Here is a 23025-nt window from a genome sequence, read left to right on the forward strand (position 1 = left end):
TTTCCTCATTTTGAACAATCGCTGCGTACCTTAATATTTTTGTCGGATAAATTCAGTTCGACAACGAACATTCAGTACCACTCTATAGCGTGCAAATGATGTGGGAATGTTTGACCTATCGCCGCGAGATTTGTGGGTCTCCGCACAGAGCGTTTCCCCAGGTATTTCTATAATTCCCATTAAATGAAAAAAACGATTGGATTATTTATCTGTGGAGTTAGATATGACAACCGATGAAAAATTAGAACTACCGATCAGTTGGGGATGGTTTCTGGCGCTAGGGATTAGCATGGTCATTTTTGGCACACTTGGGATTGTCTTTGCATTTTATCTGACTCTGGTCAGTGTCATCATGTTCGGAGTACTTGCGATCGTGTCAGGTATTCTGCAGCTATCTCATGGTGTCGCTGGCAACGAAAACAATTGGTCGGGAAAGGCTCTCCATCTATTAGTGGCTCTGATGTATATCCTATTCGGTGGTTTGGTGGTGTTCGATCCCGTGAGCGGTTCTTACAGTCTGACGCTGGTGTTGGCTGCGTTTCTGGTTATTGTTGGGATTTCACGTATTGCTTACGCTTGGAAATGCTGGAATCGAGGCTGGAAATGGAGATTGATGTTGCTGGCCGGCGGAATTGATGTATTGCTTGCAGCATTGATTATGTATGGGTGGCCAGAAACAGCGTTCTGGATGATTGGTTTGTTCGTGGCAATAGAGATGATGACCAATGGTTGGTTGCTCATTGCGATGGCGCTGGCAAAGCGAACACTTACGCGGGAAAACAAGGATTTTATCCAGACTACCACTGCTGAGAAAGATCCGACATAAATTGGAAAAATGAGCCGTTCATCCCTTCCATAGGATCATGCGTGCTTCTGGCAGTTTCGTTCGGATGGGAGCATTGATTTAAATGATGAATCGAACGATGAGGAGTCATGACTCATGAATTCTTTTCCTGCGAAGGATGCAATAGCCCGAATTAATCCTCCTTCTACTCCGGCGACACCGGAAATCCCGCCGGATAAATCTCCTGATGAAATTCCTTCAGAGCCGCCACCGATGGAAGATCCGCCTAATAAGAATCCACCCATCATGGATCCGGTCATTCCCGAAGTTAATGCAGGTAGTGAATCTGCTTCATCATCCTGAACATTCGAAGACTGATCGAAGATCAGCGGATTTTTTTGGATGGGTGCTTCATTCCTATAAATACGATAAAAATTTTCTACTGTATTCCTTTACTTAACGTTCGCCAGCGAACAGATCTCGGTTGTGTTTACGTTGCATGATACGAAAACATCACCCAAGAGGAGAAAAAAATGTATATTGCCGACAATACGACAATGACATCTGATGTGATTGATTCGAATACAGATTTATCCGCAGAAGAGATTCCATTGATTGAAGCCTATGATGAAGAAAGCTTTGTATCGATGGATGGTATCTATCGTATCGACGATTTCTAAACTCTGCACTCGAAGAATTTTTCCTGCGCGGATTTCATTGTAAATTGGATATCCGCCTTTCTTTCTAAGTAAGACTAAAAAATCAATATCATGGAGATCAATCATGAACAAAAAGCAAAACGTTTCATATATGCTGTCTTTTTGCGTGTGTTTATCGTTGTTGAGCGCTCCTGCCTTTACAGAATCCCCTCAACCAGAAACCTATCCAAAGCAAAAAGTACAGAAATTGGAAGGCGATGAGAATCGGTATCAACAGTTAAAAAAAGATGCCGATCCCAGAGGTAGAACCGAAGCCAATAAGGGAAATTTCGATACCGAAGTTCCACGGGGTGACGGCGAACAGTATCCTCCCGCAAAAACTCCCGATCAAAATAAGTGAGATTGTCTGCCGTTTACTCTCAAAACCCGCTGCAGCGGGTTTTTTAATTTCTAATTGTCTCAAACTCCTCCTTCGACCGGTCGACAGCTCCGATGGAGAACCAGCACATTGAATGCGCAGCTATTAACTCGTTGCTCACAGCAGGTTGATTCATTGTTAACTTCGCTATTCAAATCGGCAAGGATTTCGTCATATGATTTTTCTTGTTTGTGCCGGAACATTTTTCATCGATGTAGCCGAAAAGCGAAATTAGGCCAACACGTGCAATTCGTGCATATTCATTGAGCATACTCAGCTTGATTTCAACGAGCCGTACATGATCTGGTCAAGTCCAGCAGTTTTCTGCAACTTCCTCAATATTGTCAATATTCTAATGGCCGCATGAACCGAGTGCCTTGCCGGATGTGCTGTTGGGCATTCAGGTCGCGTTCATAGCGATGATCGCATAGTTGAGTCATCAATCAGCACAGTGAGGTGTCATCATGATCAGTACATGGCTGGCCAGGTTAATGGGCATTTTAGTGTAGAGTGCCATCACCACGGATTGTGTGTCCATCGAAGAGCAGCGAAGGAGCATGGTCAGACATTGCGAGGTGATTGGTTTAAAACGTAATTCACCAGAATTCTCGAATTGTATCGCTCGTTTGGATCGGCAGAATGGTATTTCGCAACAATGCGTTGGAGCATTCCGCTATGGTGTTCCTTATACCTATGGCAGATGCATGAGCGAGAGAGGGAGTTCAGGTTTGCTGCGTTAGAATGGAATTCAAGAGGCTATTACGCAAACACTGCAAATGAATCCGATTTCTCTGTGTTCTACTACTGCCTGACGGCTTTTCCGGCTCGGCTGATTTAAAAACAGATGAGATTTTCTCTGATAAAAAAGACCAGAAATACTCTGTTTGAATAGGTTTGCACATTTCCCGGTGAAGCAGGTAGACTGCTTTTTTTCAAAGCGAGGATGTGGACGTGCTCATCAATTGTGTCGCCTACCAGAACGGAATACGCCTGACTGATCTCGAAGTGGATGAGATCAGCGATTATCTCGAAAAACCAGGATGTTTTGTGTGGGTAGCGCTGCGCGACGCCACGCCTGAAGAACTTGATAAAATGAAGGAAGAGTTTCATCTCCATGAATTAGCGGTGGAAGATGCGCGTCACGGTCATCAGCGGCCCAAACTGGAAGAATATGGTGACTCGCTGTTCGTGGTGATGCATCTGTTTGAGCATGAAAAAGAAGAAATCAGTCTCGGCGAGTTGAACGTCTTTGTAGGGCCTAACTATATATTATCCGTACGAAATCGCAGTCGGCAGCATTTCATCGATGTGCGCGAGCGCTGTGAACGGGAGCAGCAGTTGTTGAAAGAAGGCTCAAGTTTTGTACTGTATGCGCTGATGGATGCAGTGGTCGATCGTTATTTTCCGATCATCGACCAGTTGGAGTCCGAGCTGGAGCAGATCGAAGAACAAATTTTCACCAAAGGCATCGCGGCCCGCTCCAACATCGAGCAGCTCTACAGTCTCAAACGTAATGTCATGGTTCTGAAACATGCTGTTTCACCGCTGATGGAAGTGGCGGGCAAATTGGCGAGCAGCCGGGGCCCCGCTGTCTGTTCCAATATCCGTGCGTATTTCCGCGATGTATATGACCACTTGCTGAGAATCGACGCTTCCATCGACAGCATTCGAGACACCATTGGCACCGCCATGCAGGTCAATCTCTCGATTGGCGCCATTGAAAACAACGAAGTCAGCAAACGCCTCGCAGCATGGGCGGGAATTTTTGCTGCCGCGACTGCCCTGGCGGGAATCTGGGGGATGAACTTCGAGCATATGCCGGAGCTGGAGTGGGAATATGGCTACCCGATGGCATTGCTGACCATTTGCACGGCATGTTTTTTTCTTTATCTGTGGTTCAAGCGGATCGGTTGGCTGTGATCGCATTTTCAAACACAGCCGCAGCAGAATCAACCTTGAATTCTAATCAGCCGGTTTTTTGCTAGACGTTGCTTCCTTCTGGATTTCAGCTTTCATCTTTTGGGTATCGGCTTGGTTTTGCAGAGATGACTTGCTTTCAACCTCCACTTCTTTGATGAACACTGCATATTCACTCGGATAAATGGTGGAACCCGAAAGTTGCGCATAGATCTTGGTAAGGATGGCGCTGACATACAGAATGATCGCCGAATAATACACCCATAACATGATGATCACGATGGAACCGGCAGCACCATACATCGAGCTGACATCACTGCTGGACAGGTAAACTGTAATGACCCACTTTCCGGCCATGAAAAGCAGCGCAGTGATGATGGCGCCAACGATGATGTTTTTCCAATGGATCTTGGCGTCAGGCAGGATTTTGAATATGCATGAGAATACGAAAGTGCTGACGATGAACGTGAGCGCCAGATTCAAAGAATAGGCGAGATAGACCGTGACGCTGGGAAAAATGAGTTGAAGCCGGACGAGTAATACATCCAGGGCTGCATTCACAATCAATGAAACGAGAAGAATGAATCCCAGCGAAATGACCATCGAAAAGCTCAGCAGCCGATTGACGATGAGTTTCATGAATCCGGTCTTGGGTTTTGCCTTCAGGTGCCAGATGTAATTGATCGATTCCTGGATTTCAACGAATACGCCGGTTGCCAAAAACATCAGCATGATGGCGCTTCCGATGGTTGACAATGGGCTTCTGCCGGAAATGATGGCGTTCTTGATCATTTCTTCGACCTGAGCGGCTGCCTGCGAACCGATCAATTCAGCCAGTTGAGGGTATAGATCGCCTTCGACGGCTTCGGTGCCAAAAAAGAATTGAATGATTGCAATGATGATGATGAACATCGGCGCGAGCGCGAACAGCGTATAGAAAGCGAGCGATGCGCTCATTTTCAGCACATTGACTTGAATGAATTCGGAAATGACTTCCTTGAATACTGGCCAGGCAGTCTTGAGCGTTAATTTCATCAGTGCAATCGATCCGTGTGGAGAATCCTCCAAATCGGTACTGTATCAAACAATCATGCGGCTTCCCACTGATTTTGCCAAGAGAATCGAGGTAGAAACGGCGTGTCTGTATTTATACTCCATCAGTTTCAAAAACGACTATTTGGGCATTACTGCGCTGCAATAACCACACAATCGGCCATTGCGGGTCAGGAGAACGGTTCACGCGATCCAATAATTGGCGCTTGGTTTTGCCGGTGACTACCAGCACGATATGTTCGCTGACAGCCAGCATATCGAGTGACAGGCTGACGCGCAGCGATGGTGCTGCTGGCGGCGCTGCGATGATGCAATGATCAGGCGGAAACGCATCGGCATTCATGCCGGGAAAAAGGGAAGCAATATGCCCATCTTCTCCCAGACCCAACACGGTCAGTGTCAATGGTAATGGCAGAGAACTCAGTCGATGATGGATGGCGCTGAGGGCATCGAATGGGTTTGCATGCTGAGTTTTTAGACCGATAAAGCGCGTGTTGGCGGGAAGATGCGCCAGTAAATAGTTTTTTATCAGGCGTTCATTGGATTGCTCATCATCGCTATCTACCCAGCGCTCATCGGATAGTGTGATCGTGATTCGATCCCAGGGCAGTGCGCATTTCGCCAATGCCGGCAGATAATGGCGCGGCGTGCTGCCGCCCGGCACAACCAGCGCAGCCTGAGGCTGGTGGAGCAGCGACTGCTGCAGGACAGTTGCCGCATGCTCGGCAAAGGCATGGCTGAGCGATTCCATGTCGGGGAAAACATGCCGTTGCATCGAGGCGGGCATCTAAACGATCAGCCCGCGGAGATCGGGAACGGTTTCCACGTAAGCGGGAAAAGGACTCGGGTCACCGGGATGAACGCGCCCCAGGAACGCAGTGTCGTTGGCCTCGGCGCCTTCCAGATCAGCCATCGCATCGCCTATCATGAGCACGGATTCAGATTTAAGTGCATGGGTCGATAAAATGTCGGCAATGATCGTTTTTTTGAGGGCGGGCGCACCGCGAACTTCAGTGAAATATTGCGCTAAGCCACGCCGTTCGACGATGATCTTAAGCTCTGTCTCCGGCGTGCCGGAAGCAACGAATAACGGAATTCTCTGCGATTGCTGGCGGATCAGCTCGATTGCGCCAGGCACGGCTTCAGCAGCGATGACAGCTTCGACCACTAATTCCGAGAAGCGCAGATCCAGCGCTTTTTCTTGCGCTTCGGTCAGCGGCGGCTTATTCAGCAGGTGTTCCTGAAAATGGCGGAATTTCCGGTAACGCGACATACCGCCATTTTGAGTATGGAACTGCACCACGGCATTGACGACATCTTCCCCGTAAGGACGGTAGAGATCGGCGAATGCCTGGGTCTTGATTTTTCCGGATTCCACGATGACGCCATCAAAATCAAAAATGATCGCTTGCCAATCAAGGACGTTCATAGCCCATTATGCCCGGTTGTCGGATGTGGTTGGCGTAGCGTCATCGTTTTCATCGCCATGGTGCAGATGCTGGTGGATTTCGCGCAGGCAATCGAGTATGCCTTGCCCCAGATCGACATGTTCATTCAGCACCAGTTTTCTGCCGATGCGCGGTTGGAAAGCATAGGGCGTGATTTCGTAATGATGCACGGTATTGGCTTCGTCGAAATGCAGTTCAACCGGCCACGGCAGCATTTCCGAGATCATCGTCATCACATCCTTGATGCGCAGTTTTTCCTGGCCGGTCAGAATCAGGTGGCGATTGGCAAATTCGGGCGCAAGGATTTGCACGCTCATGCGTGCGGCATCTTCGACGTGAATGTATTCGCGCATGGCTTCACCGCTGCCTTTGTAGGTAATGGCATGGTGCTCGACCGCTTCTTGCAGCATGCGGTAAATGCCGTTGCGCTTGTCGGCGCGCCTGCCATATAGCGAACCGTAGCGCAGAATGTTGTAATTCAGGCCGTAGCGTTCATGATAGGTTTCGGTGAAGCGCTCGGCAGCCTGCTTACTGGCGCGATAAAAAGATCCTGATTCGGAGTATACATAGACACTGCTGGCGAAGACGAAGCGGCGGGCACCGGCGATGCGCGCAGCTTCCAGCGCGTGCATATTGCCCAAAACATTGATGGTCGCGGTTGGTATGGGCTTGTCGTGGGCTTCATCGATATCGGCAATGGCGGCGAAGTTGTAGACGATCGATGATCCCTTGGCGGCTTCGATGACTTGCTCGAGATTCATGATATCGCCCACGATCATTTCCTGATTGTTCTTAAGGTACGGCGATGGGCTGCGGTCAAATAACCGTACCTGGTAGCCTGCGGCGGTCAATGCGTCAGCAACATGACTGCCCAAGAAGCCGCTGGCGCCGAATACAATGACCTTTTCGTTGGATATCGCTTTATCGATCATGATAGAACGCCTGTTTTGATGAGACCTTGCAATAAATTCTCTGCCGCTTCGATTTCCATGCGTTGCCGGGATTCCCGGGCGAGAGAACCGACATGCGAAGCCAGAAGAATGTTGTCCGATCCAATGAGTGGGCCTTGATAGGGTTCCTGCTCGAATACATCCAGAGCAGCGGCACTGATTTTGCCGGCGCGTAATGCCTCGGCGAGCGCATCTTCATCCACCAAGCCGCCGCGAGCTGCATTGATGACGATCGCGTCGGGTTTCATCGCAGCGAAAGCCTTGGTGTTCAGCAGATGATGCGTATCTGCCGAATAAGGCACATGCAGCGTCACGATATCAGCGTTCGCCAGTAATGTATCGAGCGGCACCAGTGTCACGCCGGTTGGCGCTTGACTGATATACGGATCATGCGCGATGACAGTGGCTTCAAACGCCTGACACAGTCGCGCAACGCGCCGGCCGATGTATCCCAGTCCGATGATGCCGACAGTCTGGGCTGCCAACAATCGTCCCTGCGTGCGCGGCCATTGTCCATTGCGCACCGCTTGATCGATCGATTTGATTTGCCGCAGCAGAGCGAGGATGAATCCCATCGTTAATTCGGCGACCGCTTGGGCGGGCGCTTCCGGCGTATTCAGAACGCTGATGCCGTGTTGATGCGCAGCCGCCAGATCGACGCTGTCCAAGCCGGCACCGCAGCGCGAAATCACTTTAAGATGGTCGGCAGACTGCAATACCCGCTCCGTCAGCGGTTCGATCCCTGCAATCAGGCCCACCGCTCCATGACCGAGCAATTCGCTGATCTCATCTTCAGTCAGCTTACGCCGATGCGGATTGGTGATGATGTTGAAGCCATTTTCCAATAAATGCTGGAGCGGCGGATTATTGTCGATGTCGAACGAAGATGTGGAAATGACCAATGTACTCATGAATTTTTCAATGTTGCGCGGATGGTTTGTAAATGGGAACGGCAGATCGCATCCAGGATACGGATATCCAATCCGTAGCCGAGGAAATTGAAACCGGCTTGAATGCGTTGCTGCAATGCTTGAAGATCGGGTTCGATGACATGAATGCCGCCGGGTTTGCCGGCACGGCGCCCCGCTTCGAGCACCTGGGCAATCGCTGCTTGCACTTCGGGATGATCGAGATCGCCCGGGCGGCCCATCGACCCTGATAAGTCATACGGTCCGATGATATATGCATCGATGCCCGGCACCGCCAAGATCTGATCGATGGCTTGGACTGCGTCGACATGCTCGATCATCACCACGATGACTGCATTGTCGTCGAGCCACTGCCGGTACGCCTGGAAACTGGCGCCATAGCCTTGCGCTCGTGCCAGACCTACGCCGCGTTGCCCGCGCGGGGGATAATAAACGCCTTCGACTGCGGCCTTGGCATCCGCAGCAGATTTGATCATCGGCACCATGATGCCGGTCGCACCCGCATCCATCACGCGTTTGATCTGGTCAGAGTGATTGGATGTCAGACGCACGATGGCGGGGCACTCCTTGCCATCTAAAACCTGGATGATGGATTGCACGTCGCTGAGTTCCAAGACGCTGTGTTCCATATCGAGTACCAGCCAGTCGAATCCTGCTGCCGCCATGATCTCGGCGATTGACGAATGCCCGAGGGTGACCCATGAGCCGATGGTCAATTCCAATCGATTCAGACGTGATTTCAAAGTCATAACGTTATTCCTAATATCCTAATAGTGAGCGAGCAGGGGATCCGATTCCATCAGTTTGGCAACGCGCGCCAAGTCCGCTGGCGTGTCAACTGCCTGGGTATTGAAAGTGGTATGCACCATTTTGACGTGCATGCCGTGTTCGAGCAGGCGCAGCATGTCGACCGATTCCAATTGCTCGAGCGGCGTCGGCGTCAGACGGGTGTATTGAAACAGCGTTTCCCGGCGAAATGGGATGATGCATACCTGCTTATACGCGGCGGTATCGGCAAACCCCGTTTTCGCGAGACTTGGGATCGGGCGGCGCGACATGTACAACGCATCATTGTGGCGATTCATGACGACCTTGATGGTATTGACATCGAGATAGTCCGCTTCATCTTCGATTCTACGCACCAGGTTGACGCAACCCAGCGCCGGGTCATCACGAAAGGGCGCCACGGCTGTGTCGATCATATCGGGATGAGTCATCGGCTCATCGCCTTGCACCATGACGATCAGATCGGCATCGAGATGAGTGACGGCTTCTGCGACGCGATCACTGGCGCGCTCGTGAGTATCGGCGGTCATGATCACGCGTGCACCAAAATTTTCTGCAATGTCGCGGATTTCATCGTCGCAAGTGGCGATATACGTGGCATCGAGCGATCTGCTCATGGCCACTCGCTTATAGATGTGTTCGATCATAGGGCGACCCAGGATAGCAGCGATCGGTTTGCCTGGAAATCGGGATGAGCCCATGCGGGCAGGTATTACAGCGATAGTTTTCATGAATCTGTCGTGAAATTAAAGAGTGGTTGACATCGGTATGAGTTTTAAAAGACACCCTTTAAAACTGTTTTGCTGATTATCAGGTTTTTCCTGTTTGTTGAGCAATAATTATTGTTAAACTTGACGAATTTTTTACATGGCGCGTTTTATGATGGTCATTCTGGTTCGTTGCTGGTAATTGAAGGGTGGCCGGAGTAAAATGGCGCGCTTTGCAGAATATCCTGTTTAATAAGGAAAATACAACAGATGTCAGGTATCGAATACCGTTATGTCTTCATAACCCTGTTATGAAAGCGCTTTTTTTTCTCCGTCATTACAATGATATTGATCATGTCACTCCGGTTATCTACAAATGGATCCAATCGGGTCATCAGTGCGATGTGGTTTTAATCGGTTCACCGAAATTCCGTCGCGATTTTCGCGTTCAGTTCCTAAGCCAGCTTCCGGGCGTGCGCGTGACGCATATTCGTGAATTATTTGCCTGGATGGATTACATCAAATGGCGCCTGCAGATGTTGTTGCTGACGCGCAATGTCCGGCGCATTAAGATCATCGGTCCGTTGGTCACCAAAATCGCCGAGCGGTTTGATGAAAAAGAACGCGAACCATTATGGCGGCACACTGCAGAGTTCTTGTTGAACAGAAGCTTCGGCGATTACCACAAAGGTGTGGTGGCGTTCGATTGGATCGAGCGGAATTCCGTCATTTGTGTCGAATGGGTTGAGGTCGTGGTAGCCATGGCAAAGAATCGTGGACTGGGAACGGTGTCGTTGCCGCATGGCGACAGCCCACACGCCAGTCAATTGATTCGCCGGGGTGAGCGGTTCAAGGAACCCGATGTGACCTTTTCGGCAGCCACGATATTTGATCGTGTCGTGGTGCCGAATGAGTTATGCGCGACACGCTTTCGGCCCTTCATGGCAGAACATCAGCTTGCTGTGCTGGGTTCGCCACGCTACTGTGAGGAATGGCTGAAAATTCTCGCCGGCTTGATGCCGCCGTCGCCCCTCGTGCGTTCGGGCAGCCGGCTCAAGATCGTCATGTTCCTGAGAAAAGCCAATTTCACGACTTTCTGGGAAGAAGTCGGTGAGGTCGTGCATATGATTGCACAATTTCCCGAAGTCGAATTGATCATCAAACCGCATACCCGCAGCGGTTGGAAGCAATCATTGACGAAAGACAGTTCAATCCGGCAATTGCCCAATGTGCGAGTGGCCGGTGATGATGCGCATTCGGTACATTTGATGAATTGGTCTGATGTGATCATCGATTTGGCCACATCCGTGGTGTTTGAGGCGGTGCGCGCCAAGAAGCCGGTTCTGGCTGCGGATTACTTGATAGCAGCCCGCTCAGCGGTGGCGTACTACATGCCTGAAACCGAGTTGAAATGCCGCGATGACGTTTATGAACACATTAAAAACTTCCTGGAAAATGGATGTGATTCTTTTTATGTTGAAGCGCATCGGCAGCGTTTTCTGAAAGAAATGCTGGATTTTCCGGATGCGGAAGTATTGCCTCGTTATGTGGCATTATTGGAGCAATCCGCACACTGAGTTGCTTCAATGATATGCATTGTCAGAAGCCGACGGGGTTTAGTCTTATAACACGATAAGGTGATCGTGATGCGAGCAAAAGACATTTTGAATGAGCTGGTGGTTGCAGCGTACCGGCTGAAAGGCGGGTATGTCACGATACCGGTGCGGGGGCAATCGATTGTTATTTCAGTGGATCATCTGCGCACGCTGAAACGTGCCAGAACGTATTCGGTCAAGGAACCGGATACGCTCGATTGGCTCGACAGTTTTGAACCGGGTTCATGTTATTTCGATATCGGGGCGAATATCGGCCAATATTCGCTGTATCCGGCCAAGAAGTATGGCGATCAGATCCGCGTCTATGCGTTTGAGCCGCAAAGTAATAATTATTATGCGCTCAACAAGAATATTTACTTGAATGGTCTCGATGAGAATATTTTGTCGTATTGCGTGGCCGTGTCCGGAAAAAGCGAATTTTCCAAGCTGTATATTCCCAAGTTCATACCCGGCGGCAATCGTTCCCAGTTTGGCGCGGAAGATATTGAGAATATGAAGATATCTGCGACGCACGTGCAAGGGATGTTCGGGGTAACGCTGGATGATCTATGCAGCCAGTGGGGATTTCCATATCCGAACTATATCAAGATCGATGTGGACGGGATTGAAGTCCCTATTCTCAAGGGCGCTACGGCGGTGTTGGCCAATCCGGCCCTGAGATCCGTCATTGTCGAACTGGGCACTGAAGAGGAGCGAAACACCGCGATTGAGTTGATGAAACAAGCCGGTCTCAGCGTCAAACAACGTTCCACCAAGAATTGGGGCGAAGCCTATCTGATATTTGGAAGGGAATGACGGGGTTCGCGCACACGTCGAATGCGCCAGCCGTCGATGTGATCATTCCGGTATTCAATGCACCGGTTTTGAGCAAGCGTTGCATCGAATCAGTGATCACCTATTTGGGTTCATCCATTCAGGCGATCCATATTCAAGACGATGCCTCCGATCGTGAAACGGCTGCGATGCTCGATCAGTTGTCCTGTCCACTCCTGCATATCGTTCATGCCCCTAACAATCAAGGCTATGGCGCATCTGTGAATGAAGCGATTGCGCGTTCGAAAGCGGATTTTGTGCTGGTGCTCAATTCGGATACCGAATTGCATGAGAATATCTTGCCGCCCTTGTGCAATGCATTCATGGCTGATTCACAATTAGCCGTGATCAGTCCAGTGCATCAGGATGTCAAGGTCCGGTTCGAGCGCTACCGCCGTCAGCCTGGTGGTTACATTCTGACGCATCGCTTCCAGGGGTATGGCTTCTTGATTCGACGGGAACTCTTCAATGGACTCGGTGGATTTGATCGACAATTTGGACGCGGCTATTTCGAAGATACCGATCTGGGACGCAGGCTCGATGGACAGGGTTGGCGCATCGGCGTGCATCCGGATGCGCATATTCTACATGCCGTCGGCGCTTCTTTTGGGCGCGGACAGTCATACCGCAAGTTGGTGGCGAAAAACCGGGCGAAGTATTTGGCGCGCTATCCTGGAGCCCACCAGAATATTGTATTGATTTCGGGGCGCTCTACCTACGCAGATTTGCCTGATCAACTGATTGAATCGATCAACCATGTGCTGCGACAGGGCGGGGTCGTTCATTGGCTGACACCGGCGCCAGTGCAGCAACTACCGTCTTTACAGTTGCGCAACCGTTCGATCAGTTTCAAGAGAATCGTGAAACTGATTTTGCGCGGGTGGTCGCGCGAGGACAAACGAGTGTCTGCAATATGGGTGTTGCCCGGCGTTTCTGTACTATTGCGCTTGCTGATTACGCTGTGGGTTCGAATGCGCTCTTTGGAGATGCGTACCTGGAAAACCGGGTGAGTCGAATCGGGGTACTGATGGCAGCAGAAACATCAATAAAACTTACCAGAAAATCTGGCCTTGCCAGGAAGCACATTGAAATTTGAAATTAAAAAATCAATGGCTCATCGCATTTCATGATGTATGACTATCACCGGTCCTTGTTCGATGAATCCTATCCGTGCATCCCATCCCTGGCGTGAACCCTTCATCAAATTGGCGTTGGTGCTGGCTTGTGCAGGATTTTGGCGGAGCGAGCTGAACGTTATTTTATTTCCATTGCTGGGAATCGCATGGCTGTCAGACGGCGGTCTAGGACGATTATTGCAGACAATCAAAAATCCTTTGGCTCATGCCATTCTTGTGTTATGTGCGCTATTGCTGATGGGATTGTTGTGGAATGACTCGGTGCATGACGGACGGATGAAATGGCTGAAATATTTTGTCCTGCTCATGTTTATCCCGTTTTATTCATTGTTGAATAAAGAGCGCGCAGTATGGGCGATCGGTGGATTGTTGGCGGGTTATGTCGTTGTCCTGGCGTTGGGGATTCATCAGTGGTTAAATTCAGGTGAACCTGGTGTCGCGCTGATGAGAATGTCTTATCTGAGTTTTTCCGCGATGCTGGGCGTTGGCATCGTAACGTCAGTGAGTTTTGCCTGTAGAACTCGATCGGCGATGCTAGCGGCAGCGTTATGGGTTGTTGCGCTGGCACTGATTTTTGTTCAATTCCATCAGGGTGGCAGAATTCTTCTGTTAGCAACGCTTGTTGTAGTGTTGCTTCTGGCATTTGTGCGCTACAGAATCGACATGAAGAAATTCGCCGGGATTGCGGTTACTTTGGTGCTGGCGGCTGCGGCGTTTGCATATACCAGCCCTGTCTTTCAAGAAAGGTTGATTCAGATCAGAAGTGATGTCGAATTATTGCAACAGGGTGATTACCGGTCGAGTTTGGGATATCGCCTGGCCATGTGGGATGTCGGTTTGCACGGGATTTCCGAGCGGCCTTTCACGGGATATGGAACAGGTGCGCCAGAGCGGTATTTTGATAATACGATCCTGACCTATAAGGGTGGTCTTTATCACAATCTGCCGGAATTTCAGAAAACTTCGCATTTTCATAATGATTGGATAGAAATTGGCTTGCATGTCGGGATTCCTGGCATGATGGCATTATTATTCCTGATGGTGAACTGGTTTCGGGTATTTAAAAGCGCAGGATTGGGTATTTTGGGTATAGGTTTGATAAGCTATATCCTGCTGTCCGGGTTAACGGATACTTTTTTGATTTTCAGCCGGACACCGGTGTTACTACTAATGATTACTGCAATAGCATTGTCTTGGCAGAACAGACCAGTTCATTAGGAAAACGGTGTAAAGTCATTGAATGAGCGCAAAAGTTTCTCAGCGGTTTCTCAAACAAGAAAGTGATAGGCTATGCTAATGAACGAAATTGGAACTGAATCCAATGCGGTGTGCTATCTGTGCGGCAACGAAGGAAAAGTGATGTATCGTCATTTAACGGATACTCATTTCGGAGCGCCGGGAGAATGGACGTTGAAGGCATGCACGGGAATAGATTGCGGCCTGCTGTGGCTGGATCCGAGGCCGACGATTGATGACATCGGAAAAGCATATCGCCAGTATTACACTCACGGCAACATGAAAGATGTTTGCCCATCGTATTGGATACGCTTCATTCGCGCCATTTTGCATGGCATGAGTACCCATCTTCTAAGGTTACATAGCGAGCGGCGGCGTTACAAATGCATGTACCTCGATAAAACACCGCCAGGCCGCTTGCTTGAGGTTGGTTGCGGTAACGGTAAACGCCTGGCGCGTATGAGAACAATGGGTTGGAACGTGATGGGACAGGAAATTGATCCGGCGGCTTCTGAGTATGCGCGCATGCAAAAAGGAATTACCGTTCATTTGGGGCCATTGGAGACACTCGATAAATCAAATGAATATGATGCGATCATCGTGAGCCATGTGATCGAGCATGTGCATGATCCTGTGGATTTGCTCAGAAACTGCCATCGGCTATTGAAAAAAGATGGTCTGCTGTTGATGCTGACACCTAATGCGGCTAGTTTTGGCCATCGCACCTTTGGTTCAGCGTGGCGTGGGCTTGAGCCGCCCCGGCACCTGCATCTCTTCACGAGCAAGACCCTGATTCTCTTAGGGAAGGAGGCTGGCTTCAATCGCCAACGCGTGTGGACGACCTCGGTGGGAGCCTTTGGGATTGGGCAACAGAGCCGAGCGCCGACCGGAATTCTTTCACCTGGAGCTGGGTTCATGTCTCCGCGGGACGTGTGCAGAGGTTTTTGGTTTCAACTTGCTGCACGTTGGGCTTTGCTGAGGGATCCGGATTCGGGAGAAGAATGCGTTCTGATTGCAGTCAAATGAATGACTCGTCCGAGTACGATGGAAGAGAAATATGAGTAATGCGCAATCTACGGAGATCACCGATTCGGGCGAATTAATTCCCGTGAATCCAGCTATTGAATCGTATATGCGCAAATTGGTCGTGCATACCGATCATCCAGTTCTGGTCGAGATGGAAGAATTTGCTCGACTGGAAAATTTCCCGATCGTCAATCGCCTGGTCGGAATTTTTCTTGAAACCCAGACGAGAATGATCGGCGCAAAAAGAGTATTTGAGTTTGGAAGTGGATACGGTTACTCGGCCTATTGGTTTGCAAAAGCTGTCGGTGAACGGGGTCGAGTGATTTGCAGTGATGCAGATGCCAGAAATTTCGCACGTGCCGAACATTATCTGAAAACTACGAATGTGTGGTCACGAATAGATTTTTGCGTCGGTATGGCGCAAGAGGTATTTGCGCAAACTGAAGGTTTATTTGATATTTGCTATAACGATGTTGATAAGGTGGGGTATCCGGAAGTCTGGCGCATGGCTAAGAATCGAATTCGCTCAGGCGGTCTATATATCGCCGATAACGTGCTGTGGCATGGCCGCGTTGCGACGGAAACTTCTGACGCCGCGGCGGAGTCGACAGCGGCAATCATGGAACATAATCAGTTAATCTTTGATGATCCCGAATTTGATGCATTCATCAATCCGACCCGCGATGGTGTGATTGTGGCGCGGAAAAAATAATCACGGACTAACATGAAGACCTGGGATATGATTGCAGAGAGTAATTGGTTATATAATTCTCGTGGCAGTGACCTGAATTAGTTGGTATAGTTGTTGTTCCCTTGTAGAATCTTGAGCGATAAGCTCAGTATTAACGGCAATCAGTTTTTAAGGAAAAAATTTTAATATGCAAATTCATGTTTATGATACCTATGTGAAAGCGAAAGACGGACATACGATGCATTTTGATGTATTCACGACGGTTAAGGATGATCAGAAAGCGGTTGAGTATGCCAAACAATGGCTAACCTCGATTGGTGAAGAAAATGCAACGGTTACCAGCAAAGAATGTAGCTTCTGTCATAGTCAGAGCGCTCCTCCTAATGTCATTGATGAAATTAACAAAAACGGTTTTTACATTTATAAGATGGAAGGTTGTTAATTGTTGGTATTGTTCGAGTCATTCATCAAAAGTTTTTATTTCTTAGTAATTGGTCAAAATTCTGAAGGTTTCCAAAATGAAGCTCAATGTTAGCAAGTTAATTATTTCCAGTGCTGTTTTTAGTGTACTGCTATATGGCTCTGCTCAAGCTACCGAACCCAAATTGATCGTTGAGCAGGGTGATTGGGCGGCTTATATGTTCATGGAAAACAACAATAAAGTCTGTTACATGGTCAGCCAACCCAAGAAAACATCCGGGAATTACACCAAGCGTGGAGAAGTATATGCGTTGGTGACGCATCGTCCAGCGGAAAAAAGTAAAAATGTTTTTAGTTATATTGCGGGTTATACCTATAAGCCCGGCAGTGAAGTGACGGTCACCGTCAACAATCAAAATTTCCGCCTTTTTACCCAGGATGATTCAGCTTGGGCTTCAGATGAAGCCACGGATAATAAAATCACTGATGCGATTAAACGGGGTAGCTCACTGGTCGTGAAAGGCGCATCATCCCGTGGCACTGAAACAGTGGATACTTTTGGTTTGAGCGGATCGTCTTCGGCGTATAAAGCCATTTCATCAGAATGTGGTGTGAAATAACCGAGTATGAAGGATAAAATAGTCATTTATCAGAAGCCTACCTGCAGTAAATGCAGAGCAACGGTAGCTCTCCTGGAGGAAAGCGGAGAGGAATTCGAGACGGTCAATTATTATGAGACTTTGCTCACGAGTGATAAATTGCGCGAGTTGATTCAGAAGCTTGATGTGTCACCGCGAGACATATTGCGCAAGGACGAGCCGGCTGCAGCAATCTTGAGAACGGCTTCGGACGATGAGATCATCCACGCCATGGTTCATGATCCTGATCTGATTCAGCGTCCTATCGTGGTACGTGGTGATACTGCTAAGTTATGTCGACCGCCGGAAAATGTATTGGATCTGCTCAAATAAATCAAAATAAGAATTAGAATTCAAATTTCTTATCATCTATCGTATCCCAATCAATATACTTAAACGATTAAAGGTGCCATAAAAAACCGCAGGCTGATAATACAATACCTAGCCTACGGTTTTTTTTGTTTTAGTTGGTTTTATTTTATTGATTCTGTTTCGTCCACCCTGAACAACGCACTTCAAATCCGAGGCCAGGGGTTGAAGTGGCTGGACGTTCGGTGCGTGAGAGAAAGAATTCTGTCCAGAAACTCTCAAATACCGGCTGCTCAGTCAGTCCAGCCAGCTTGACCAATGGATGTTTGTGATTGATCAGTTCTGTCAACGACTGCTGAAAAAAGTCACCGGTCGAAGGATGTTTGTTTATCGTTAGGTCTCATCAAAATCTCACTAGAATTTGCAAGAAATACTCTGCAATTGTCTCATTTCCGGCAAGCTTCAACTTAACAATCAATAAAACACATTCATCCAATCATGATGTTAGGTGTTATTCAGGGCAGACTACTTACCTTGATCTTCCTTCTCAACAGAAGCTTCTGGGGTTGTCGCTTGAGATTTGGCGACATTTGAGGGCTGTTTATTGTCCCCGCCGCGAGCTGTCAATTTTTCCCGAATGCGCGCAGATTTTCCTGCCCGATCTCTCAGGTAATACAATTTTGCTCTGCGAACGGCGCCCCGGCGTTTAATTTCGATATTGGCAATCAGAGGAGAATATGTCTGAAAAGTACGTTCCACCCCTTCACCACTTGAAATTTTACGCACCGTGAAGGCAGAATTTAACCCCCGATTGCGTTTTGCGATGACTACGCCTTCGTAAGCCTGAACTCGTTTACGGTCGCCTTCAACGACATTCACACTGACAATGACAGTATCTCCTGGGGAGAAATCTGGTATATCCTTATTAAGACGTTTTATTTCTTCTGCTTCTAGCTGTTCGATGAGATTCATATGTTTTCCTTTTGATTCCGATGTGACAATTTTACCTGGATTTGTAAGAAATTGATTGTTTAAATTCTTCTAAAAGTTTTTCTTCTTCAGCGGTTATCCCTTGAGCGAATTTCAGTTCGAACAGGTCCCGTCGCTTAAGCCATGTTCTTCCCAGCGCTTGCTGCAAGCGCCATCGCTGAATCTGCGCATGATTGCCGGATAGCAATACCTCGGGTACCCGATGATCTTTATGCAATTCAGGCCGAGTATAGTGGGGATAATCCAACAGTCCATTGACAAACGAGTCCTGATTTGCGGATTCAGCATCACCTAATGCTCCAGGTATTTGCCGGACAATACAATCAATAAGCACCATTGCCGCTAATTCGCCGCCTGAAATGACATAATCTCCAATTGAAATTTCGCTGTCCACTTGAGTCGTAATCAGCCGTTCATCGATTCCTTCATATCGTCCGCACAATAAAATTATTCCAGATAACATGCTGAGCTGCTTGACTCGATGATGATTGAGCTGCTTACCTTGAGGAGTCAAGTAAATGACATGAGTGCTTTGCACGCCAGCGGCAGCTTGACGTGATCTGGCTTGAGTAATGGCATCCTCTAATGGCTGTGCCATCATGACCATCCCAGGTCCACCACCATAAGGACTATCATCTATCGTGCGGTAATTGTCATCTGTAAAGTCGCGAGGATTCCATGTTCTCAGATTGAAGATATCGTTCTTCTTGGCTTTTCTGGTTATGCCATGCTCAGTGATGGCATTGAACATGTCAGGAAACAGTGTCACGACATCACATTCAAAGGGCATGGATCTCCTTAAGGTTTAATAATCGATATTCCAATCAACAATAATTTTTGAAAGCTTCAAATCTACGTTAATAACGTATTGGGAAATGAAAGGAATGAGAATTTCTTTGGTTCTAGAATCATTGTGTACACACAGAACATCATTTGCACCTGTCTCGAGTAATCCTTTGACAATACCTAATTGTTCACCTTCGAGATTGGTGACATTCGTGCCGATCAGATCTGACCAGTAGTAGCCATCGTGTCCCTTTTCGGATAGTACAGGTAAGCAATCTCGTGGAATGGCAATCTGCATGCCTTTGAGTTTCGATGCTTCGGTGCGATCCGCATATCCTTTCAGCTTTGCAGTTAAAATATGGCCATTAACATGGCCTGATGTGACCTGCACTTGATGCCAGTCATGACTGTCGCCGCTTAACCACCAGGAAGAGAATTCCATCAATCCGTCAATACGTTCTGTGTAGGGATTGACTTTTATCCACCCCTGAACGCCAAAAGGACCCATTACATGGCCCATGATTACCATCGGGACGGAAGATACGGTTGCTTTAATTATTGGTCGAGACTGATTTGTTTGTGTTGAATTGCTTGACTAGTCGAGTAGCCGTTGCTGATAATTGGGCTCCTTTGGACTGCCAATACGCTATTCGATCTATTTGAATTCGAAGAGATTCTTCGCCACCCACCGCTCTGGGATTATAGAAACCTACCCGTTCGATAAATCGACCATCGCGTGCATTCCGAGAATTTGCAACGACCATATTGTAAAAAGGACGTTTTTTTGCACCACCTCTTGCTAATCTAATAATGACCATATTTTTAAATTTAAAGCCTTACATTGATAATTGAGATAATAACTTTATGCGTATCTAAAGAACCCTAGATTTTACAGGAACTTTTTTAACACTTACAAGTAATAAAATAGGATTATTTTTATTTATCGTTTAAGTTAAGGATAAGAGCTTTTAAAGCAATAAGAATCGTAAATTCAATATCACACACTAAGCCAATTAATTATAAAGTTATTACCGGGGATTTGTTTAATTGACCGCCGAAGTTGCCAAAAAATTGATTATAGCCGAATCAAACCAGTGCGTTTCTTGTGGGTTGTGCTTGCCTCATTGTCCGACCTATCGGGTGATGAAGTCAGAAGCAGATTCACCGCGTGGACGCATTGCGTTAATGGATGGGGTTGCGCGAGGCCAGATTCCTTTGAATGAAAAATTTATTCAACATATGAATCTGTGTTTAACGTGTCGAGCTTGTGAAGCGGTTTGTCCCAATCATGTGTCTTATGGAGAATTAATTGATCAGGCAAAGGTGCTGATTGTTGATTCCGACTCATCTCGAAACTCTGAGAAGAATTCGATCAAAAGAATATTTCTAAATCGATTGACCCGGTTGCAGCCTGTTGATTTAGAATGCTTGCGCCCCTTATTTCGTTTTCTTCAAAACACAGGTTTACTCAGATGGTTATTAAGATTTGATCGATTTAAAAAAAATAATTTAATTAAAAGTATTGCGCAGCTTCCTTCGATTAAATTTCCCTATGCGACAGCTATCGATACGAATGTCTCATCAATGGCTAATCATTGGCAGGAAGTATATCCTGCGGAAGGCCAGGTGCGCGGACATGTAGGACTGTTTTTGGGGTGTATAGCCCGAATAGCGGATGTGGCAACATTGAATTCGAGTATTTTTGTATTGAACCGGCTGGGATATACCGTGCATGTGCCATTACGGCAAACCTGTTGCGGGGCGTTATATCAGCATAGGGGAGAATTGCGTCAAGCCGCAACATTGGCGCAGCAAAACAAATCTTCTTTTGAAGAGCTTGAAGTAGATTGGATTATTAGCACCGCATCAGGCTGTGGTGTTCAATTACTGGAATCAGGCGTTGGCAATGAAAATTGTCAAGTGATCGATATCAATCAATTTTTAGTCACTGCTAAAGGATGGGAAGGCATTACAATTGCTTCTTTGCCTCAAAAAATACTGGTTCATGATCCCTGCAGTTTGCGCAATGTGGTGGCGGGTCATGCCTATGCTTATCAAATTATTTCATTGATTCCAGATGCGCAAGCGATACCTTTGGCGGGTAATGATCAGTGCTGCGGAGCGGCGGGAACGTATTTTATTGAACATTCCGCAGTCGCAGACATCTTACGGGAAAGCAAGATATCTGCTGCTCTGAACGGTGAGTCTTCATATTTGGTAACCTCGAATATCGGATGTGCACTATACATTGCCGACGGGTTGTATGAAAAGGATGCCCGCATTGAGGTGTTGCATCCGGTGACATTGCTGGCAAGGCAAATGGGTTTGCAATTATAATGAAGCCAGATCATTGCTAAAAAATAGAAAAAATGGAATCGCTGCACATATGATCTTGCGTCACAACAGAAACAATAGGATGGATTTCAAATTTTTTCACATTCATAAACCATGATACATATTGATAAGATTATTATTGGGTTCGATAGTGCGCTGCGTACGTTGTTGACGCCGGCTCAGACGTTGCGTCCTGTCCCGGGAAGTTCGCTGCCGGAAGCGGAGCTTACCGACGCAGAGAAGCAATTATCCTCTGCATTGATGCGGGTGAATCATGTTGGAGAAGTTTGTGCGCAAGCATTGTACCAAGGACAAGGATTAACCGCGCGCAACAATGACGTGCAACAAACACTCATGCAGGCAGCTCGTGAGGAAACGGAGCATCTGGCATGGACCGAGCGGCGCATTGCCGAGTTAGGTGGGCGCAAAAGTTTGTTGAATCCTTTATGGTATGGAAGTTCCTTTGCAATAGGCGTTGTGGCTGGACTGTTGGGAGATAAATGGAATTTAGGGTTTCTTGCTGAAACTGAGCATCAAGTCGGTACGCATTTGGCTAGCCATTTGGAGCGCCTGCCTTTACAGGATGAGAAAAGCCGCGCTATTGTCAAGCAAATGAGCATTGATGAAGCAAGCCATGCCAACATGGCCTTGTCATATGGGGGAGCAGAGTTGCCGTTGCCAGTAAAAGTTACGATGAAGCTGGGGTCGAAAGTAATGACTCATACGGCGTACTGGGTATAGGATATTAAAATTGAATTGCATTGCGTATGGTCATAGGATTGATCGCGCACAGGGGCTGATAAAGTTGGCATAACGATGAAGAATATCAATCTAACGCACCATTTTCTGATTGCAATGCCCACAATGGCGGATTCCATTTTTTCCAAAACTCTGACCTATATTTGTGAGCATAATGAGCAGGGGGCAATCGGTATAGTCATCAACCGTCCTACTGATCTTACGCTGGTAAATTTATTGAAACAACTGGGGATTTATCCGTCTGATCATTTAGCAGAGGCTACACCTGTGCTTTTCGGCGGCCCTGTGCAAATGGATTGCGGATTTGTGTTGCATCACCCCGTGGGTCAATGGCAATCAACGCTCGCTGTCAACAAAGAAGTGGGCTTGACGACTTCACTCGATATTCTTAAAGCGATCGCCAATTCTGACGGGCCCGAGCAAGTCCTGATTGCGTTGGGCTATGCTGGTTGGGCTGCAGGTCAGATTGAGCATGAACTGGCGCAGAATTCATGGCTAACCGTTCCAGCCTCTGCAGAGGTCATATTTGATATGCCATCAGAAGAGAGATTGCCTGCAGCAATGCAGCTTTTAGGGATCAACGATGCCAATCTTTCCAATGAAGTCGGGCATGCCTGACT

Annotated in this window: 29 protein-coding genes and 1 pseudogene; 18 read left to right on the plus strand and 12 right to left on the minus strand. The window is 47.8% G+C overall.

Going from position 1 to position 23025, the window contains the following annotated elements; translation table 11 throughout:
• Nucleotides 1–223 precede the first annotated feature (223 nt).
• From ABF87_RS10945 to corA, 5 genes are all read left to right on the plus strand, one after another.
• Entirely contained in the window at nt 224–826 is a 603-nt protein-coding gene (locus tag ABF87_RS10945) for a DUF308 domain-containing protein (RefSeq protein ID WP_160829164.1), read from the plus strand.
• A gap of 114 nt (nt 827–940) precedes the next feature.
• Nucleotides 941–1147, plus strand: a complete 207-nt coding sequence (locus ABF87_RS10950) for a hypothetical protein (RefSeq protein WP_160829165.1) — start codon at nt 941–943, stop codon at nt 1145–1147.
• Nucleotides 1148–1317: 170 nt separating this feature from the next.
• Nucleotides 1318–1464, plus strand: a complete 147-nt coding sequence (locus ABF87_RS10955; protein WP_160829166.1) for a hypothetical protein — start codon at nt 1318–1320, stop codon at nt 1462–1464.
• A 103-nt stretch (nt 1465–1567) separates the two neighbouring features.
• Nucleotides 1568–1843 (plus strand): hypothetical protein, encoded by a 276-nt coding sequence (locus ABF87_RS10960; protein ID WP_160829167.1) that lies wholly within the window; start codon nt 1568–1570, stop codon nt 1841–1843.
• A 969-nt stretch (nt 1844–2812) separates the two neighbouring features.
• Complete coding sequence (corA, locus tag ABF87_RS10965; protein ID WP_160829168.1) at nt 2813–3781, plus strand: magnesium/cobalt transporter CorA; 969 nt, start codon at nt 2813–2815, stop codon at nt 3779–3781.
• 42 nt (nt 3782–3823) lie between these two features.
• Here corA and ABF87_RS10970 read toward each other — a convergent pair whose 3' ends face one another.
• From ABF87_RS10970 to ABF87_RS11000, 7 genes are all read right to left on the minus strand, one after another.
• Nucleotides 3824–4813 (minus strand): YihY/virulence factor BrkB family protein, encoded by a 990-nt coding sequence (locus ABF87_RS10970; RefSeq protein ID WP_160829169.1) that lies wholly within the window; start codon nt 4811–4813, stop codon nt 3824–3826.
• 112 nt (nt 4814–4925) lie between these two features.
• A complete protein-coding gene (pgl, locus tag ABF87_RS10975; RefSeq protein ID WP_240143645.1) occupies nt 4926–5618 on the minus strand; it encodes a 6-phosphogluconolactonase in 693 nt (230 codons plus the stop codon).
• A complete protein-coding gene (locus ABF87_RS10980; protein ID WP_160829170.1) occupies nt 5619–6260 on the minus strand; it encodes an HAD family hydrolase in 642 nt (213 codons plus the stop codon). It abuts the gene before it with no gap.
• A 6-nt stretch (nt 6261–6266) separates the two neighbouring features.
• Nucleotides 6267–7211 carry an NAD(P)-dependent oxidoreductase gene (locus tag ABF87_RS10985; RefSeq protein ID WP_164503221.1) on the minus strand — a complete coding sequence of 315 codons (945 nt, stop codon included), beginning with the start codon at nt 7209–7211 and terminating at the stop codon, nt 6267–6269.
• Nucleotides 7208–8140 (minus strand): phosphoglycerate dehydrogenase, encoded by a 933-nt coding sequence (locus ABF87_RS10990; protein WP_160829171.1) that lies wholly within the window; start codon nt 8138–8140, stop codon nt 7208–7210. The genes ABF87_RS10985 and ABF87_RS10990 overlap by 4 nt, the downstream gene beginning before the upstream one ends.
• Nucleotides 8137–8907, minus strand: coding sequence for an aldolase/citrate lyase family protein (locus ABF87_RS10995; protein WP_160829172.1), 771 nt, complete (start codon nt 8905–8907; stop codon nt 8137–8139). Before ABF87_RS10995 ends, ABF87_RS10990 begins: the two co-directional genes overlap by 4 nt.
• Nucleotides 8908–8925: 18 nt before the next feature.
• Complete coding sequence (locus ABF87_RS11000; RefSeq protein WP_160829173.1) at nt 8926–9675, minus strand: 3-deoxy-manno-octulosonate cytidylyltransferase; 750 nt, start codon at nt 9673–9675, stop codon at nt 8926–8928.
• A gap of 287 nt (nt 9676–9962) precedes the next feature.
• On the opposite strand from ABF87_RS11000, the gene ABF87_RS11005 reads away from it, so the two are divergent.
• The 9 genes from ABF87_RS11005 (at nt 9963) to ABF87_RS11045 (ending at nt 17560) form a co-directional block, all read left to right on the plus strand.
• Nucleotides 9963–11228, plus strand: coding sequence for a hypothetical protein (locus tag ABF87_RS11005; RefSeq protein WP_160829174.1), 1266 nt, complete (start codon nt 9963–9965; stop codon nt 11226–11228).
• Nucleotides 11229–11297: 69 nt separating this feature from the next.
• Nucleotides 11298–12062 (plus strand): FkbM family methyltransferase, encoded by a 765-nt coding sequence (locus ABF87_RS11010; protein WP_160829175.1) that lies wholly within the window; start codon nt 11298–11300, stop codon nt 12060–12062.
• Nucleotides 12059–13090, plus strand: coding sequence for a glycosyltransferase (locus tag ABF87_RS11015; RefSeq protein ID WP_160829176.1), 1032 nt, complete (start codon nt 12059–12061; stop codon nt 13088–13090). The genes ABF87_RS11010 and ABF87_RS11015 overlap by 4 nt, the downstream gene beginning before the upstream one ends.
• Before the next feature lie 123 nt (nt 13091–13213).
• Nucleotides 13214–14434: an O-antigen ligase family protein gene (locus tag ABF87_RS11020; protein ID WP_240143646.1), complete on the plus strand. Its 1221-nt coding sequence runs from the start codon at nt 13214–13216 to the stop codon at nt 14432–14434.
• 78 nt (nt 14435–14512) lie between these two features.
• On the plus strand, nt 14513–15478 hold the full coding sequence (locus tag ABF87_RS11025; RefSeq protein ID WP_240143647.1) for a class I SAM-dependent methyltransferase: 966 nt from the start codon (nt 14513–14515) through the stop codon (nt 15476–15478).
• 31 nt (nt 15479–15509) lie between these two features.
• Nucleotides 15510–16190, plus strand: coding sequence for an O-methyltransferase (locus tag ABF87_RS11030; RefSeq protein WP_160829178.1), 681 nt, complete (start codon nt 15510–15512; stop codon nt 16188–16190).
• 166 nt (nt 16191–16356) lie between these two features.
• A complete protein-coding gene (locus tag ABF87_RS11035) occupies nt 16357–16611 on the plus strand; it encodes a DUF2024 family protein (protein WP_160829179.1) in 255 nt (84 codons plus the stop codon).
• 76 nt (nt 16612–16687) lie between these two features.
• On the plus strand, nt 16688–17209 hold the full coding sequence (locus ABF87_RS11040; protein ID WP_160829180.1) for an invasion associated locus B family protein: 522 nt from the start codon (nt 16688–16690) through the stop codon (nt 17207–17209).
• A gap of 6 nt (nt 17210–17215) precedes the next feature.
• Entirely contained in the window at nt 17216–17560 is a 345-nt protein-coding gene (locus ABF87_RS11045) for an arsenate reductase family protein (RefSeq protein ID WP_160829181.1), read from the plus strand.
• A 145-nt stretch (nt 17561–17705) separates the two neighbouring features.
• Here the strand turns inward: ABF87_RS11045 and ABF87_RS11050 are convergent, their stop codons facing one another.
• The 5 genes from ABF87_RS11050 to rpsP all read right to left on the minus strand — a co-directional run bounded on the left by ABF87_RS11050 (nt 17706) and on the right by rpsP (nt 20130).
• Nucleotides 17706–17885, minus strand: a complete 180-nt coding sequence (locus tag ABF87_RS11050) for a hypothetical protein (RefSeq protein ID WP_160829182.1) — start codon at nt 17883–17885, stop codon at nt 17706–17708.
• A 176-nt stretch (nt 17886–18061) separates the two neighbouring features.
• Nucleotides 18062–18508 (minus strand): 50S ribosomal protein L19, encoded by a 447-nt coding sequence (gene rplS, locus ABF87_RS11055; RefSeq protein ID WP_240143648.1) that lies wholly within the window; start codon nt 18506–18508, stop codon nt 18062–18064.
• A gap of 31 nt (nt 18509–18539) precedes the next feature.
• Nucleotides 18540–19316: a tRNA (guanosine(37)-N1)-methyltransferase TrmD gene (gene trmD / locus ABF87_RS11060; RefSeq protein WP_160829183.1), complete on the minus strand. Its 777-nt coding sequence runs from the start codon at nt 19314–19316 to the stop codon at nt 18540–18542.
• A gap of 15 nt (nt 19317–19331) precedes the next feature.
• Complete coding sequence (rimM, locus tag ABF87_RS11065) at nt 19332–19832, minus strand: ribosome maturation factor RimM (RefSeq protein ID WP_345789908.1); 501 nt, start codon at nt 19830–19832, stop codon at nt 19332–19334.
• 31 nt (nt 19833–19863) lie between these two features.
• Complete coding sequence (rpsP, locus tag ABF87_RS11070; protein WP_160829185.1) at nt 19864–20130, minus strand: 30S ribosomal protein S16; 267 nt, start codon at nt 20128–20130, stop codon at nt 19864–19866.
• Nucleotides 20131–20383: 253 nt separating this feature from the next.
• Between rpsP and ABF87_RS15320 the strand changes: the two are divergent.
• The 4 genes and pseudogenes from ABF87_RS15320 to ABF87_RS11085 all read left to right on the plus strand — a co-directional run.
• Nucleotides 20384–20593: pseudogene (locus ABF87_RS15320) on the plus strand (4Fe-4S dicluster domain-containing protein); the annotation flags it as partial.
• Between the two features lie 303 nt (nt 20594–20896).
• Nucleotides 20897–21649: a (Fe-S)-binding protein gene (locus tag ABF87_RS15095; protein ID WP_240143649.1), complete on the plus strand. Its 753-nt coding sequence runs from the start codon at nt 20897–20899 to the stop codon at nt 21647–21649.
• A 111-nt stretch (nt 21650–21760) separates the two neighbouring features.
• Nucleotides 21761–22387 carry a 2-polyprenyl-3-methyl-6-methoxy-1,4-benzoquinone monooxygenase gene (gene coq7 / locus ABF87_RS11080; RefSeq protein ID WP_160829186.1) on the plus strand — a complete coding sequence of 209 codons (627 nt, stop codon included), beginning with the start codon at nt 21761–21763 and terminating at the stop codon, nt 22385–22387.
• 75 nt (nt 22388–22462) lie between these two features.
• Nucleotides 22463–23023, plus strand: coding sequence for a YqgE/AlgH family protein (locus ABF87_RS11085; RefSeq protein ID WP_160829187.1), 561 nt, complete (start codon nt 22463–22465; stop codon nt 23021–23023).
• Nucleotides 23024–23025 lie beyond the last annotated feature (2 nt).

Origin of the sequence: Nitrosomonas sp. JL21, from assembly GCF_009833095.1 — a bacterium.
GTDB lineage: Bacteria > Pseudomonadota > Gammaproteobacteria > Burkholderiales > Nitrosomonadaceae > Nitrosomonas.

Coding starts and splice junctions, on each gene's coding strand:
- ABF87_RS10970 (WP_160829169.1), bottom strand. CDS start 4,813: ATGAAATTAACGCTCAAGACTGCCTGGCCAGTATTCAAGGAAGTCATT.
- ABF87_RS11010 (WP_160829175.1), top strand. CDS start 11,298: ATGCGAGCAAAAGACATTTTGAATGAGCTGGTGGTTGCAGCGTACCGG.
- ABF87_RS11045 (WP_160829181.1), top strand. CDS start 17,216: ATGAAGGATAAAATAGTCATTTATCAGAAGCCTACCTGCAGTAAATGC.
- rpsP (WP_160829185.1), bottom strand. CDS start 20,130: ATGGTCATTATTAGATTAGCAAGAGGTGGTGCAAAAAAACGTCCTTTT.
- ABF87_RS11040 (WP_160829180.1), top strand. CDS start 16,688: ATGAAGCTCAATGTTAGCAAGTTAATTATTTCCAGTGCTGTTTTTAGT.
- ABF87_RS11030 (WP_160829178.1), top strand. CDS start 15,510: ATGAGTAATGCGCAATCTACGGAGATCACCGATTCGGGCGAATTAATT.
- ABF87_RS11015 (WP_160829176.1), top strand. CDS start 12,059: ATGACGGGGTTCGCGCACACGTCGAATGCGCCAGCCGTCGATGTGATC.
- ABF87_RS11025 (WP_240143647.1), top strand. CDS start 14,513: ATGAACGAAATTGGAACTGAATCCAATGCGGTGTGCTATCTGTGCGGC.
- rimM (WP_345789908.1), bottom strand. CDS start 19,832: ATGGGCCATGTAATGGGTCCTTTTGGCGTTCAGGGGTGGATAAAAGTC.
- ABF87_RS10990 (WP_160829171.1), bottom strand. CDS start 8,140: ATGAGTACATTGGTCATTTCCACATCTTCGTTCGACATCGACAATAAT.
- ABF87_RS11020 (WP_240143646.1), top strand. CDS start 13,214: ATGACTATCACCGGTCCTTGTTCGATGAATCCTATCCGTGCATCCCAT.
- ABF87_RS10985 (WP_164503221.1), bottom strand. CDS start 7,211: ATGATCGATAAAGCGATATCCAACGAAAAGGTCATTGTATTCGGCGCC.
- ABF87_RS10995 (WP_160829172.1), bottom strand. CDS start 8,907: ATGACTTTGAAATCACGTCTGAATCGATTGGAATTGACCATCGGCTCA.
- ABF87_RS10980 (WP_160829170.1), bottom strand. CDS start 6,260: ATGAACGTCCTTGATTGGCAAGCGATCATTTTTGATTTTGATGGCGTC.
- rplS (WP_240143648.1), bottom strand. CDS start 18,508: ATGAATCTCATCGAACAGCTAGAAGCAGAAGAAATAAAACGTCTTAAT.
- ABF87_RS10945 (WP_160829164.1), top strand. CDS start 224: ATGACAACCGATGAAAAATTAGAACTACCGATCAGTTGGGGATGGTTT.
- ABF87_RS10960 (WP_160829167.1), top strand. CDS start 1,568: ATGAACAAAAAGCAAAACGTTTCATATATGCTGTCTTTTTGCGTGTGT.
- ABF87_RS11085 (WP_160829187.1), top strand. CDS start 22,463: ATGAAGAATATCAATCTAACGCACCATTTTCTGATTGCAATGCCCACA.
- ABF87_RS10950 (WP_160829165.1), top strand. CDS start 941: ATGAATTCTTTTCCTGCGAAGGATGCAATAGCCCGAATTAATCCTCCT.
- ABF87_RS10955 (WP_160829166.1), top strand. CDS start 1,318: ATGTATATTGCCGACAATACGACAATGACATCTGATGTGATTGATTCG.
- ABF87_RS11005 (WP_160829174.1), top strand. CDS start 9,963: ATGAAAGCGCTTTTTTTTCTCCGTCATTACAATGATATTGATCATGTC.
- ABF87_RS15095 (WP_240143649.1), top strand. CDS start 20,897: ATGGCTAATCATTGGCAGGAAGTATATCCTGCGGAAGGCCAGGTGCGC.
- trmD (WP_160829183.1), bottom strand. CDS start 19,316: ATGCCCTTTGAATGTGATGTCGTGACACTGTTTCCTGACATGTTCAAT.
- pgl (WP_240143645.1), bottom strand. CDS start 5,618: ATGCCCGCCTCGATGCAACGGCATGTTTTCCCCGACATGGAATCGCTC.
- coq7 (WP_160829186.1), top strand. CDS start 21,761: ATGATACATATTGATAAGATTATTATTGGGTTCGATAGTGCGCTGCGT.
- ABF87_RS11035 (WP_160829179.1), top strand. CDS start 16,357: ATGCAAATTCATGTTTATGATACCTATGTGAAAGCGAAAGACGGACAT.
- ABF87_RS11000 (WP_160829173.1), bottom strand. CDS start 9,675: ATGAAAACTATCGCTGTAATACCTGCCCGCATGGGCTCATCCCGATTT.